This is a genomic window from Streptomyces erythrochromogenes (genome assembly GCF_036170895.1).
Classification (GTDB): Bacteria; Actinomycetota; Actinomycetes; order Streptomycetales; family Streptomycetaceae; genus Streptomyces; species Streptomyces erythrochromogenes.
The window spans coordinates 5556325-5569525 of record NZ_CP108036.1 but is presented as its reverse complement, the minus strand read 5'-3'; the positions used below and the strand labels follow the sequence as shown (position 1 = coordinate 5569525).

At 74.2% G+C, this 13201-nt stretch carries 14 protein-coding genes; 7 read left to right on the top strand and 7 right to left on the bottom strand.

The features are described 5' to 3' along the window. Window positions 1–52: 52 nt before the first annotated feature. From OHA91_RS25415 to OHA91_RS25405, 3 genes are all read right to left on the bottom strand, one after another. On the bottom strand, window positions 53–415 hold the full coding sequence (locus OHA91_RS25415; RefSeq protein WP_245239966.1) for a hypothetical protein: 363 nt from the start codon (window positions 413–415) through the stop codon (window positions 53–55). A 184-nt stretch (window positions 416–599) separates the two neighbouring features. Next, complete coding sequence (locus tag OHA91_RS25410; RefSeq protein ID WP_031145832.1) at window positions 600–1370, bottom strand: glucose 1-dehydrogenase; 771 nt, start codon at window positions 1368–1370, stop codon at window positions 600–602. A 67-nt stretch (window positions 1371–1437) separates the two neighbouring features. Continuing rightward, a complete protein-coding gene (locus OHA91_RS25405) occupies window positions 1438–2052 on the bottom strand; it encodes a SanA/YdcF family protein (protein ID WP_328741171.1) in 615 nt (204 codons plus the stop codon). A gap of 506 nt (window positions 2053–2558) precedes the next feature. On the opposite strand from OHA91_RS25405, the gene OHA91_RS25400 reads away from it, so the two are divergent. From OHA91_RS25400 to dnaG, 4 genes are all read left to right on the top strand, one after another. Continuing rightward, window positions 2559–3281 (top strand): sirohydrochlorin chelatase, encoded by a 723-nt coding sequence (locus OHA91_RS25400; protein ID WP_051892533.1) that lies wholly within the window; start codon window positions 2559–2561, stop codon window positions 3279–3281. A gap of 36 nt (window positions 3282–3317) precedes the next feature. Next, a complete protein-coding gene (locus OHA91_RS25395; protein ID WP_031145828.1) occupies window positions 3318–4643 on the top strand; it encodes a deoxyguanosinetriphosphate triphosphohydrolase in 1326 nt (441 codons plus the stop codon). 93 nt (window positions 4644–4736) lie between these two features. Continuing rightward, window positions 4737–6011, top strand: a complete 1275-nt coding sequence (locus tag OHA91_RS25390) for an NAD(P)/FAD-dependent oxidoreductase (RefSeq protein WP_031145826.1) — start codon at window positions 4737–4739, stop codon at window positions 6009–6011. A gap of 34 nt (window positions 6012–6045) precedes the next feature. Beyond that, entirely contained in the window at window positions 6046–7950 is a 1905-nt protein-coding gene (dnaG, locus tag OHA91_RS25385) for a DNA primase (RefSeq protein WP_031145823.1), read from the top strand. A 6-nt stretch (window positions 7951–7956) separates the two neighbouring features. Here dnaG and OHA91_RS25380 read toward each other — a convergent pair whose 3' ends face one another. Further along, window positions 7957–8433 (bottom strand): gamma-glutamylcyclotransferase family protein, encoded by a 477-nt coding sequence (locus OHA91_RS25380; RefSeq protein WP_051892531.1) that lies wholly within the window; start codon window positions 8431–8433, stop codon window positions 7957–7959. 231 nt (window positions 8434–8664) lie between these two features. Between OHA91_RS25380 and OHA91_RS25375 the strand changes: the two genes are divergently transcribed. The 3 genes from OHA91_RS25375 to OHA91_RS25365 all read left to right on the top strand — a co-directional run bounded on the left by OHA91_RS25375 (window position 8665) and on the right by OHA91_RS25365 (window position 10574). After that, window positions 8665–8919, top strand: coding sequence for a hypothetical protein (locus OHA91_RS25375; RefSeq protein ID WP_328740077.1), 255 nt, complete (start codon window positions 8665–8667; stop codon window positions 8917–8919). 350 nt (window positions 8920–9269) lie between these two features. After that, the gene (locus tag OHA91_RS25370) at window positions 9270–9812 is read left to right on the top strand and encodes a hypothetical protein (protein WP_328740076.1); all 543 of its coding nucleotides are present in this window, start codon (window positions 9270–9272) and stop codon (window positions 9810–9812) included. A 132-nt stretch (window positions 9813–9944) separates the two neighbouring features. After that, entirely contained in the window at window positions 9945–10574 is a 630-nt protein-coding gene (locus OHA91_RS25365; protein WP_328740075.1) for a class F sortase, read from the top strand. A 14-nt stretch (window positions 10575–10588) separates the two neighbouring features. Here OHA91_RS25365 and OHA91_RS25360 read toward each other — a convergent pair whose 3' ends face one another. The 3 genes from OHA91_RS25360 to OHA91_RS25350 form a co-directional block, all read right to left on the bottom strand. Then, window positions 10589–11365 carry a sulfite exporter TauE/SafE family protein gene (locus OHA91_RS25360; protein WP_030819368.1) on the bottom strand — a complete coding sequence of 259 codons (777 nt, stop codon included), beginning with the start codon at window positions 11363–11365 and terminating at the stop codon, window positions 10589–10591. Between the two features lie 37 nt (window positions 11366–11402). Further along, on the bottom strand, window positions 11403–11696 hold the full coding sequence (locus OHA91_RS25355) for a hypothetical protein (protein ID WP_158714686.1): 294 nt from the start codon (window positions 11694–11696) through the stop codon (window positions 11403–11405). A 95-nt stretch (window positions 11697–11791) separates the two neighbouring features. Next, a complete protein-coding gene (locus OHA91_RS25350; RefSeq protein WP_031145813.1) occupies window positions 11792–13087 on the bottom strand; it encodes a ferredoxin reductase family protein in 1296 nt (431 codons plus the stop codon). Window positions 13088–13201 lie beyond the last annotated feature (114 nt).

Here is a 13201-nt window from a genome sequence, read left to right as displayed (position 1 = left end):
CGGCGGTGTTACACGGGCCGCCGCCCCGCGTTACGGCTCGGGGTGCTCCACCTCAGCGCGGTGCGCCGCCGCCGGTGAGGGCAGCGGTGAGGGCCGGCCGCAGCTCGGGCCTGTCGAGGACCTCCACGAACATGATCCGGCCGTGGACGACGTCGAGGATCAGGTACCCGCGGGCCGGGAACAGTGCCACGTTGCGGTGGCCCGGCCCGTAGGGCGTCCCCGGCGGGTGGGGCTCGGTGCGGAAGCTCTGGCAGAAGTCGTCGCCGCAGCCGCAGTCGGCGAGGAGGCGGAGGTCGTGGGCGCAGATGGCGAGATCGCGTTCGCCCTCCTCCTCCAGCAGCCGCACGAGTTCGGCGCTCAGCCCGGGGAGGACGTCGCGCAGCAGGGGTGCGGTGGTGTGGTCGTCGTGTTGCACAGGGCGGACCGTAGCCCGGCACCCCGGTCGACGGCACGCGGTTATGCGGCCGTCGGACGGGAGCGGGCGCGGGACACGGCGGGCGCGGAACGCGGTGCCCGCCGGACACGGCGAGCACCGGACACGTCGGGGGCGGGGCGCCGGAAGCCGTGGGCCGGAAGCCGTGGGCCGGCGGTGGGCGGTGTCAGCGGGCGGTCAGGTGTTTTGCCGTCAGGCCCGCCGTCCAGCCGCCGTCGACCGCGAGCTCGGCGCCCGTCATGTAGGCGGCGGCGTCGGAGAGGAGGAACGCGACCGCGGCGGCCACCTCCTCGGGGACGCCGACGCGGCCCATGGGGGCGCCCGGGTAGTTGCCCTCGCCCGCCTGGATGCCGACCGGGGCGGTCATGGGGGTCAGCGTCATGCCGGGGTGCACGGAGTTGACGCGGATCCCGGCCTCGGCGAGCTCCACCGCCCCGATCTTCGACAGGCCGCGCACACCCCACTTGGACGCGCCGTAGCCGGCGGTGAGCGCGAGGCCGGTCAGGCCCGCGGCGGAGGAGATGTTGACGATGGACCCGCCGCCGTTCGCGCGCAGCAGCGGGATCGCGGTCCTGATCCCGATGAACACGCCGACCAGGTTGATCTCGACGACGCGGCGGAAGCTCTCGACGCTCTCGTGCTCCAGCAGCCGGCCGGAGGCTATGCCGGCGTTGTTGACGAGGCCGTCGATCCGGCCGAACTCGGCGACCGCGTACTCCAGCGCCGCCGCCCAGTCGTCCTCGCTGGTCACGTCGTGCCCGATGAAGCGTGCCGCGCCGCCCAGCTTCGCGGCGGTCTCGGCGCCCTCCGCCTCCAGCACGTCGGTGATCAGCACCCGGCCGCCGCCGTCGGTGACGGCCTGCGCCGTCGCCGCGCCCAGACCGCGGGCTCCGCCGGTGACGACGACGACCTTGCCGCTCAGATCCACTCCGGTCACGTTCCACACCCCTGACGCTCGTAGCGACCGATCAGGCATATGACTAATCGGCACATGCAGCGTTGCGTCAGTCTGCCAGAGCCGCCAGGGCCCGCGTCACCCCTTCCTCCTTCGGGCCCAGGAACCGCGGGGAGGGCTTGAGGGCCGCGTCCAGTGCCGCCTTGCCCGATGCGAAGAACTCGCGCGTCTGGCCGTAGTACCAGGTGGCGTCGTGCACGTCGGCCACCCCGACGCCGTACGAGTCCAGGCCCGCCGCCTGGCACAGGGCGACGGCCCTGCGTATGTGGAAGCCCTGGGTGACCAGCACGGCCCGCTCGACCCCGAAGATCTCCTTGGCCCGCACACAGGAGTCCCAGGTGTCGAAGCCGGCGTAGTCGCTGACGATCTGCGTGTCCGGAACCCCGTGTTCGGTCAGGTACCTGCGCATGGCGTCGGGCTCGTCGTACTCCTTGCGGCTGTTGTCCCCGGTGACCAGCACCACTCTGACCTTGCCCGTGCGGTACAGCTCGGCCGCGGCGTCGAGCCGGTCGGCCAGATAGGGCGTGGGCCGCCCCCGCCACAGGCCGGCCCCGAACACCACCGCCACGTCGGCGGCGGGCGCGTCGGCCGTCGTCCGCAGCCGGTCGGCGGCCGACGCGTGCGTCCACGCCGACGGCAGCAGCGCCAGCACACAGGCCGCCATGACGGTCTGCACCGCCAGCCGTCTGCCCCGGACTCCCCGCAGCCGCCGCGGCCGTCCCGGCCGCCGGTCCGCCACCGCGCGCACCAGGGCCCCTGTCCTCGCCCGCACCTTCGGCCCCACCACCGCCACCGCCCTCGCCCTCGCCCTCGCCCAGCCCTTGATCTCCATGACCGCCCCTCCCGCACACCGCCCGCACACACCGTTCGCACACATTGACGATCACCGCCGTGCCCGGAGTTCCGCCACCGCCCCCTTTCACCCGTACGAACGATCGAGTGAGCACCCCGCAAACACCCGTCACCCCGGCGCAACGCACCCGCAATCTGCAGCCCGCAGGATCGGTTCATGACGGAGCCGGTGCACCCTTCCGACAGCCTCTCCCTCCCTTCCCTCCCCTCCCTCCCGTTCGGCAGCGCGGCCGAGCTGCTGACCCGGATCACCGCCCAACTCGGCACGCAGCTCAGCGGACTGCGACCGCCCCGCACCCGCCCCCTCGGAGACCGCCCATGCAGCAGCCCGCCCTCGTCGCCGTGGCCCACGGCAGCCGCGACCCCCGCGCCCTGCACACCGCCCTCGCCCTCCTCGAACGGGTCCGCGAGCTCCGCCCGCGGCTCGACGTCCGGCTCGGCCACATCGAGCTGAACGAGCCGCTGCTCGACGACACCCTGCGCGGGACGTCCGGCGCGGCCGTGCTCGTCCCGCTGCTGCTCGGCCGCGGGTACCACGTCAAGCACGACCTCCCCGCGGCCGCCGCCCGGGCCGGCCACCTGCGCACCTGCGTCGCCGCCCCGCTGGGCCCGCACCCGCTGCTCGTCGAGGCCCTGTACGAGCGGCTCCTGGAGGCCGGCTGGACCCCCGGCACCGCCGTGGTGCTCGCCGCCGCCGGCTCCCGCGACCCCGACTCGGCGGCCGACACCCGCCGCACCGCCGCGCTGCTCGCCGGCCGCCTCGGCGGCGTCCCCGTGGTGCCCGCCTACGCCTCGGCCGCGACGCCCAGTGTCCCCGAGGCCGTCCGGGCCCTGGCTGCCCGCGGCCACCACCGGACGGCCGTGGCCTCGTACTTCGCCGCTCCCGGCCGCTTCGCCACCCAGACCGCCGCGGCCTCGCCCGGCCCCGCGGCCTCCCCGCTGGGTGACCACCCGGCCCTGGCCCGCCTGCTGCTGCGCCGCTACGACGAGGCCCTGGGCCGCCCCGCCGCCCTCCCCCGGCCGGAACTCGTCTCCGCCTGATCCCGGTTTGTCAGTCGTTGCGGTTACCGTCTTGTCATGGAAGGCACCGCGCACGCCCCCGCAGACGACCTCTACTCGCCCTACGACCCGGCCGACACCGAGCGCTGGGCCGCCGAGCCCGACAAACGCCCCGGCCGCACCGCCTTCCAGCGCGACCGCGCCCGCGTGCTGCACTCCGCCGCGCTGCGCCGCCTCGCCGGGAAGACCCAGGTGGTCACGCCCGGCACCCGCTCCTACGACTGGGACGCCAGCCCCCGTACCCGCCTCACGCACTCCCTGGAGTGCGCCCAGGTCGGACGGGAGCTCGGCGCCGCGCTCGGCTGCGACCCCGACCTCGTCGAAGCCGCCTGCCTCTCGCACGACATGGGCCACCCGCCCTTCGGCCACAACGGCGAGGAAGCGCTCAACGAGTTCGCCAAGGACTGCGGCGGCTTCGAGGGCAACGCCCAGTCGCTGCGCCTGCTGACGCGGCTGGAGCCCAAGCGGTTCGTGCCCGACGCGGCGAGCGGGCGGCCGGTCAGCGTCGGCCTCAACCTCACCCGGGCCTGCCTGGACGCCGCCACCAAGTACCCCTGGGCCCGCGGCGACCACCCGACCGACCCCGACTCGGTCAAGTTCGGGGCGTACGAGGACGACCTGCCGGTCTTCGAGTGGCTGCGCCTCGGCGCCCCCGCCGACCGCAAGTGCTTCGAGGCCCAGGTCATGGACTGGGCCGACGACGTCGCCTACTCCGTCCACGACTTCGAGGACGGCCTGCACGCCGGACACCTCGACCCGAACCTCCTCTTCGCCGAGCCCGAGCGGGCGGCGATCTGGCAGGTCGCCATCGGCCGGTACGTCCCCGCCGACACCTCCCCCGACGAGCTGCGGGCCGCCCTCGACCGGCTGATGGAGCAGGAGTGGTGGCCGCACGGGTACGACGGTTCCGCCGTCGCCCAGGCCCGCCTGAAGGACGCCACCAGCCAGCTGATCGGCCGCTTCTGCCTGGCCGCCGAAGGAGCCACCCGGGAGGCGTACGGCTCGGGCCGCCTCACCCGGTACGGCGCCGAACTGGTGGTCCCGCGGGACGCGCGCAACGAGTGCGCGGTCCTCAAGGCGGTCGCCGACCTGTACGTCATGCAGCGCGACGAGCAGGAGCGCATCCGCGCCGACCAGCGCATCGTCCTGGCCGAACTGGCCGAGGCGCTCAGCGCCCGCGCCCCCGAGGGCCTGGACCCGCAGTTCCGGGCCATCTTCGACGCCGCCGCGGACGACAGGGCCAGGAAGCGGGCCGTCATCGACCAGATCGCGTGTCTCACCGACGCTTCCGCGCGTTCCCTGCACGCACGCCTCACCCGGCGCACCCGACGCGCCGAAGGGTGAGCTGATCGAGCCACTCCCCCTTCACGCGGCAGGCTCAGTGCGGGACGCTCGCATGTGGTCGCATGTGGCGTAGAGGTTATGAGGAGGCATCAGGTGGTCGACGCACACCGGACATTCGTCATCGTCGGCGCGGGGCTCGCCGGGGCGAAGGCGGCCGAAACGCTGAGGGCCGAGGGGTTCACGGGGCGGGTGATCCTGATCGGCGACGAGCGTGACCATCCGTACGAGCGCCCCCCGCTGTCCAAGGGCTACCTGACGGGCAAGGAGGAGCGCGAGAGCGTCTTCGTCCACGAGCCGTCCTGGTACGCGGCCTCCGACATCGAGCTGCACCTCGGCCAGCCGGCCGTGCACCTCGACCGGGAAGCCAAGAGGGTGGTCCTCGGGGACGGCACCGTCGTCCACTACGACAAGCTGCTGCTCGCCACCGGCGCCGAGCCGCGCCGCCTGGACATCCCCGGCACCGGCCTGGCCGGCGTGCACCACCTGCGCCGCCTCGCCCACGCCGAGCGGCTGCGCCACGTCCTCGCCGGCCTCGGCCGGGACAACGGCCACCTGCTGATCGCGGGCGCCGGATGGATCGGCCTGGAGGTCGCCGCCGCGGCCCGCGGGTACGGCGCCGAGGTGACCGTCGTCGAACCGGAGGCCACCGCGCTGCACGCCGTGCTCGGCCCCGAGATCGGCCGGCTCTTCGGCGACCTGCACGCCGACCACGGGGTGCGCTTCCACTTCGGCGCCCGGCTGACCGAGATCATCGGCCAGGACGGCATGGTGCTGGCCGCCCGCACCGACGACGGCGAGGAGCACCCCGCGCACGCGGTGCTCGCCGCGATCGGGGCCGCGCCGCGGACGGCCCTCGCCGAGACCTCCGGGCTGGCCCTGGTCGACCGGGAGCACGGCGGCGGGATCGCCGTGGACGCCTCCCTGTGCACCTCCGACCCGGACGTCTACGCGGTCGGTGACGTGGCGGCGGCCCACCACCCGGTGCTCGGCACCCGGCTGCGGGTCGAGCACTGGGCCAACGCGCTGAACGGCGGCCCGGCCGCCGCCCGGGCGATGCTGGGGCACGACGTCGCCTACGACCGGGTGCCGTACTTCTTCTCGGACCAGTACGACGTGGGCCTGGAGTACTCGGGATACGCCCCGCCCGGCGGCTACGACCAGGTGCTGATCCGCGGCGACGCCGGCAAGCGGGAGTTCATCGCCTTCTGGCTCTCCGAGGGGCGCGTCCTGGCCGGAATGAACGTGAACGTGTGGGACGTCACCGAGCACATCCAGGCCCTGATCAGGTCAAAGGCACCCGTGGACCGCGAGGCTCTTTCGGACCCGTCGGTTCCGCTTGCCTCGCTGATCCCGGCGGAGGGGGCCTGACGGGTTTGTCCGCGCCCGGCCGTAGACTTCACGGGTGGCAGGACGGATCAATGACGACGACGTGAAGGCGGTACGGGACGCGGTCCCGATCGACGCCGTGGTCTCCGACTACCTCCAGCTGCGCAACGCGGGCGGAGGCAACCTCAAGGGCCTGTGCCCCTTCCACGACGAGAAGTCCCCTTCCTTCCAGGTGAGCCCCAGCAAGGGCCTCTACCACTGCTTCGGCTGCCAGGCGGGCGGGGACACCCTCGACTTCGTCATGAAGATCGACCACCTCTCCTTCTCCGAGGCGGTGGAGCGCCTGGCCGGCCTGGCCGGGATCACCCTGCGCTACGAGGAGGGCGGCTACACCGCCGGCACCAGCGGCCGCGGCGAGCGCATCCGGCTGGTCGAGGCGCACCGGGAAGCCGCCCGGTTCTACGTCGACCAGCTGGACGGCCCCGAAGCCGAGATCGGCCGCAAGTTCCTGGCGGAGCGCGGCTTCGACCAGGCCGCGGCCGCCCACTTCGGCGTCGGATACAGCCCGGCCGGCTGGGACCACCTGACCCGCTTCCTGCGCGGCAAGGGCTTCACCGACAAGGAGCTGATCACCTCCGGGCTCGCCCAGGACAGCCGCAGCGGCAAGCCGATCGACCGCTTCCGCGGCCGGCTGATGTGGCCGATCCGCGACACCAGCGGCGAGGTCGTCGGCTTCGGCGCGCGCAAGCTGCGCGACGACGACAACGGGCCGAAGTACCTGAACACCCCCGAGACGGCGATCTACAAGAAGTCCCAGGTGCTGTACGGCATCGACCTGGCCAAGAAGGAGATCGCCAAGACCTCCCGGGCCGTGGTCGTCGAGGGCTACACGGACGTGATGGCCTGCCACCTGGCCGGCGTCACCACCGCCATCGCGACCTGTGGCACCTCCTTCGGCGGGGACCACATCAAGATCCTCCGCCGGCTGCTGATGGACAACGCCACCGCCGAGGTGATCTTCACCTTCGACGGCGACGCGGCCGGACAGAAGGCGGCCCTGCGGGCCTTCGAGGACGACCAGAAGTTCGCGGCCGAAACCTCGATCACCATCGCCCCCGGCGGGATGGACCCCTGCGACCTGCGCCTCGCACAGGGCGACGCGGCCGTCGCCGGCCTGGTGGAGGCCCGCACCCCGCTGTTCGAGTTCGCCCTGCGGCACATCGTCTCCCGGCACAACCTGGAGAACCCGGCGGGACGGGCGGCCGCACTGGCCGAGGCCGCACCGGTCGTCGCGAGCATCAAGGACCTCTCGATCCAGCACGAGTCGGCGGTCCAGCTGGCGGGCATGCTGGGCATCCTCGACGAGCAGTTCGTCGTCAAGCGGGTGGCGCAGCTCGCGCGATGGGCGCGCGAGCGCGGCAACCAGCCGCAGCCGCAGGGCCGGGGCCGCGCCCAGCAGCCGGTCCCCGCGCCGACGCCGCCGCCGGCCGGTGGCGGCGGCCCCGCCCTCAACCTGCGCAGCCCGGCCCACCGCACCGAGCGCGAGCTGCTCAAGCTGGCGCTCCAGCGTCCCGCCCTGGTCTCCCCCGCGTTCGACGCGTACGGGATCGACGAGTTCACCGCCCCGCCCTACGCCGCGGTCCGCCAGGCCATCCAGGACGCGGGCGGCACCTCGCAGGCCGACGACGGCTACCTGGCCCGCGTGCGCGACGCCGCGCCGAACGACACCGTCCGCGCGATGGTCACGGAGCTGGCGGTGGAAGCCATCCACGCCAAGACCGTGGACGAGGTCTACGCCGGGGTGCAGCTCGTCCAGGTCCGCCTGCGTGCCGTCGACCGCCGGGTCCTGGAGATCCAGGGCACCATGACCCGCCTGAGTCCGCAGGCCCCGCCGGAACAGCACGCCGCCGTCCAGGAGGAGCTGTGGGTGCTCCAGCAGTACGGACAGCGCCTGCGCAACCGCGGCGCCGAAGGGCTCTAGCCGGCCCTACCCCAAGGGGTGTCGGGACGGCTCGGCGGAACGGTTGAACCAGTCGCCCCCGGGTATCTCCGCCCCCCTTTCCCGCAGGTCGCGGGCGATCAGCGGGGACGCCAGATAGACCCAGGCGCGCACCGTGGTGCCGTCGGGGCGCAGGGCCTCGCGGGCGAACCGGTCGTAGACGTTCCCCGGCCGCCCCGGGCCCTCGTACTCCTCCAGCCGGTCCAGCTCGGCCAGCAGTTCCCGGTACGTGCCGGGCTCCGCGGTGATCAGCTCCCCGACGACGGCGGTGCCCGGCCGGTGGACCGCGTACGGATAGCCCGGGCCGTCGTAGAGGACAGCGTCCGGGAGGGTGGCGGGCTCCTCGGAGGCCGTGCGGCCGCGCAGGAACAGGTCGTGGTTGACCTCGCCGGGGCGCAGGGTCCCGTACACGAAGAACGGGAGCTCGGCGGTGGTCGTCTCTTGCGGCCGTTCGACCGATGTCACGGAGCCCTCCCTCGGGTATGGCGCAGCGCTCCGCGGCCGGGCCGAAAGTCCCGACTTCGCTGCGTCCCCCCCACCGTACGCACCGCTGTTACACAACGTCCCGGTGCCCGTGACCCGGGCCGTTCAGCGTCGGATCACACCCCTCCGACCTCACGGTTCTACGTCCATGACCCCTTCGCGCCGCCGCTTCGCCGCCGCCCTGCCGGCCGCTCGGCGTTGAGCGTCTACGCGGTGGCCGGGGACAGCATCGTCTCCGTCCTGTTCACGATCGGTCGGCAGCTGGCCGCCGAGACCATCGGAACCGACCTGCTGGTCCGCATCGCCGCCGACGACGGCTCGGAACAGGCCGTGCGCTACCACTGGGACGGGCACCGGATGACGGTCGTCAACGACGAGCGGCGCTTGCGCAAGTCCGGCCCCGACTGCGACGCCGAGGGGACCGGGGCGGCCTCCCCTCCCGCCGGGGGCGGGAGGAAGACCCCGTGAAGCGGCTCCCGGCGTCCGGGCAGGCGCAGGTCATCGGTGCGCGGGCCGGGCTCGCCAACCCGCGTGGCGGCGGTGCGGCGACCACGGTGACGCTCCCGCCGGCCTGAGGCTGCGCCCGGCCGCCCTCGATGCGCGTCCGCCGTCGGCGCCCGGCGGCGCTCGGCGGCCGTACGGGTCATCCGGTCACCCGGACGGCGCGGGTGGCCCGGATGGCTCCACACTCATGGTGACCTGCGCGAACGAACCGCGGCAGGAGGCAATGGGGCATACCTGACGGGACATCAGCAGGCGCGCTCCGGGCGGGGCGGGTTTCCTCGGATACACGACCCCGTGTCTTCAGGGAGAGTCCCATGCGCCGACGTACCGCACACGTGCTGACCGCGACCGCGTTGACCGCCGTCGCGTTCACCGGCCCGGTCGCCGGCGCGGTCGCCGCCGCGGACCTCGGCATGGTGGGCTTCGCGCCCGGGGACTTCGCCGCGCTGGAGGTCTGGCCGAAGTCGGCGGCCCCCGGCGCGACCGTCACCGTGAACACCACGGCCTGCGGCCCGGGAAGCCACGCCGACGGCGATGCCACCACGGTCGGCGGCGGCCGGTTCAAGCTGGTTCCGGGCACCCACAAGGAGGTGGTCGTGGGGCAGTTCCAGGTGGCCCGCGGCACCCGGCCCGGCACCTACGGCATCGGCGCGACGTGCGCGAACGGCAAGTTCGCGACGGGCGACCTGGTGGTCACCGAACGCGGCCCGCAGGGCCACGTCAACTCCGGGGTGGGCGGTGGGACGACCACCACGACCGACCCCGCCAAGATCGCGGCGGGAGCGGCCGTACTGGCCGCGACCACCGTCGGCGGTACCTGGCTCCTGCGTCGCCGGGCGAGCGGCACGCGGAGCTGACGGACGCCCACCGCGGCTGAGGCCGCGGTCCGACCGGTACCGTCCCCCGTCGCCCGCCCCGCGAGGTCCCCCCCCCGTTCGCGGGGCCGGGCGACGGCCAGTCACCTCGGACGAGAGGCGGAGGGGTTCTTCATGGCCGGCGACTTCCGCCCGACCGCCCGCCACGGGGGACTCGTCGCGCTCGCCGCCTGCATCGGCATCTGGCTCGTGACCAGCGGTTCCCGGGAGCCGGTGGGGCCGCCGCTGCCCTCCCCGGCCGAGGCCCTGACCGCCGCCGGGGTCGTCGGCCCCGGCATCGCCCCGCTCCCCGGCTCGCCGCCCGGCCGGATCAGGATCCCCTCCATCCAGGTGGACGCCCCGCTGGTCGGGCTCGGGCTGGACCGGGGCGGCCACCTCGAAGTGCCCCCGCCCGACCGGCGGGACCTCGCCGGCTGGTACCGCGAGGGCACCACCCCGGGCGCCACCGGCACCGCCGTGATCGCCGGGCACGTGGACGACTCCGCCGGGCCGGGGGTCTTCTACCACCTGGGCGCGCTGCGCCGCGGGGCCGCGATCGAGGTCCCGCGCGCGGACGGGCGCACGGCCGTGTTCACGGTCCACGCGGTCGAGGTCCACGACGCCAAGACCTTCCCCGACACCCGCGTGTACGGCCCTTCGTCGCGCGCCGAGCTACGGGTGATCACCTGCGGCGGCGGATTCTCACCGCGTACGGGCTACCGCGGCAACGTGGTCGTCTTCGCCCACCTCACCGGGACGTACTGAGCGGCTCCGGCCGGTCAGCCCCACTGCTCCAGGCCGAGCTTGACCACCAGTGCGCCGACCACGGTCAGCAGCACCCCGCGGACGAAGCCGCTGCCCTTCTTGAGCGCCATCCGGGCGCCGATCATGCCGCCGGCCAGGTTGAACACCGCCATCAGCGCGGCCAGCTGCCACAGCACCATGCCCTGGTAGGCGAACATCGCGAGCGCCCCCGCGTTGGTGCAGCAGTTGACGATCTTGGCGGTGGCGGAGGCGGTGACCAGGTCGAGGTGGAGCAGGGCGGTGAGCGCGAGCACCAGGAAGGTGCCGGTGCCCGGCCCGATGAGGCCGTCGTAGAAGCCGATGCCGAGGCCGGCGAGCCCGATGGCGAGCAGCACCCGGGCGCGGCTGACGGGCGAGGTGGAGGGCGCGGTGCCGAAGCCGGGCCGGAAGAGCACGAACCCGGCGACGATCACGAGCACCACCATGATCATCGGGCGGAGCGCGTCCTTGCTGATGCCACCCGCGAGCGCGGCGCCGCCCATCGATCCGGCGAGCGCCGCCAGGCCGATGCGGACGGCCAGCTTCACGTCCACCGGGGCCTTGCGGACGTACGTCACGGCCGCGCCGGCGGTGCCGACGATGGCCACCGCCTTGTTGGTGCCGAGGACGGTGGCGGGGTGCGCGTTGGGCAGGCCCAGCAGGAGTGCGGGCAGGAGCAGCAGGCCGCCGCCGCCGACCACCGCGTCGATCCAGCCCGCCGCCGCGGCCGCCACGCACAGCACGATGATCATGGTCGTTGATATGTCAGGCACGAACCGACCCTATGGAGCTGTTGGGTGCAGTGACCATTCAATTCCCTGAAACTTGCGCAAAGGTTGAGCTTTGCCGGGCCGGAACCCGGTCCGGAGCCACCGGAGCGGCCGGGTCCACGACCGCCGTGAGCACAGTGGCGGCCAGCACGCTCGCCGCCCCCAGCCCCGCCGCGAGCCGCCCCGCCGGGGGTACGAGGGCCAGCGCGGCCAGCGCGCTCCGCACCGGCGAGGGCCTGCGCGGCTTGCGGTGCCGGGCGGCCGTCGCCGGGGTCGGGGCCGGGGCCGGTACTCCGACGGGTACGGACAGGGCGACGTGCAGCGGGTGGCGCATGGGGCGGGAACTCCTCGGGGACGCAGGGGGGCCATGGATGCGGCGGGGGACGGCGGCGTACGCCGGTCGCGCGGACCGGGCGCACCCGGCGCGGCTCAGAAGCTGAAGCACTCCGAGTGGATCCGCCCGGCCGGCACCCCGGCCCGCAGCAGCGCGGCCCGGGTCGCCTCGGCCATCCCCGGCGGCCCGCACAGGTAGACGTCGTGCTCGGCCAGGTCGGGCACCAGCGCGGCCAGCGCCTGCGGGGCCAGCGGGTCGTAGGCGGCGCCCGACGGCCCGAGCAGGTAGTGCAGCCCGGCCCGCCGCTCGGCGGCGATGGCCTCCAGCTCGGCCCGCAGCACCAGGTGCTCCTCGGTGCCCGCCCGGTAGAGCAGGGTGATGTCCCCGGGACCGCCCGGCAGCGTCTCGAACAGGGCCCGCATCGGGGTGATCCCGACCCCGCCCGCGATCAGCAGCACCTTGGTCCGGGTCCGCCGGGCCGCGGTCAGCGCCCCGAACGGCCCGGTGGCGAGGACCCGCGTGCCGGGACGCAGCCGGCGGATGCGGCGGGAGTGGCCGCCGAGCCCCTTCACGGTGATCCGCAGCGTGTTCCCGCGGACCGGCGCGGACAGCGAGAACGGCAGCGCGGTCGGCCACAGCCCCCGCTGCAGGAACCGCCAGCGCAGGAACTGGCCCGGCTCCGCCCGCAGTTCCGCCAAGTGCTCGCCCCGGACGACGACGGAGACGACCCCGGGCCCCTCGAAGCGGACCTCCGCGACCCGCAGCGCGTGCCGCAGGGCCTGCCGTACGGGCACCACGGCGCGGTACCAGAGCAGCAGCACCGCGACCACGGTGTGGGCGAGCGCCCAGAACCAGGCCGCGGCGGCGAGGTCGGGCCCGGCCAGCTGGTGCCCGAAGCCGAGCGCGGCGGCGAGGTATACGAGCAGGTGCACCCCGCGCCAGGTTTCGTACGACATCCGGCGGCGTACGGCCCGGGCGGAAGTCGCACCGACCGCGGCCAGGAGGACGGTCCCGGCCGCGGCGGCGGCCAGGGCGGGGTAGCCGAGCAGCTCCCGGACGGCGCGGACCAGATCGGCCCCCGTGTGCACGGCGTACCCCAGCAGGGCGAAGAGTCCGTGCCCGAAACACAGGAGTAGGACGTGGCGGCCGCCGAACGCGTGCCAGCGGGCGAGCCGGTCGGCGCCGACCCCGTGCTCGACCGCGGGCACCCGGGCCATCAGGAAGAGCAGCACCAGCACCCCGTAACCGGCCAGCAGACCGGTCAGGTGCGCGGCGGTGGCGAAGAGCGCGTCGGGCCGCGCCGAGGGCCGGACCTGCACCGCCCAGAGCAGGAACACCACCCCCGCCCCGCCCAGGATCCCGCTCCTGACCCGCACCGCCGCATCTCGCATGCGGATCACGCTAAGGGCCCCCGGAGCGGCCTCGACGGCCTTTAAGGCGGCCTTGAGGAAGGCCTCACCGACCCTTAAACCGGGCGCTGAGGTCGGCGTTCCGTCCGGGTAACA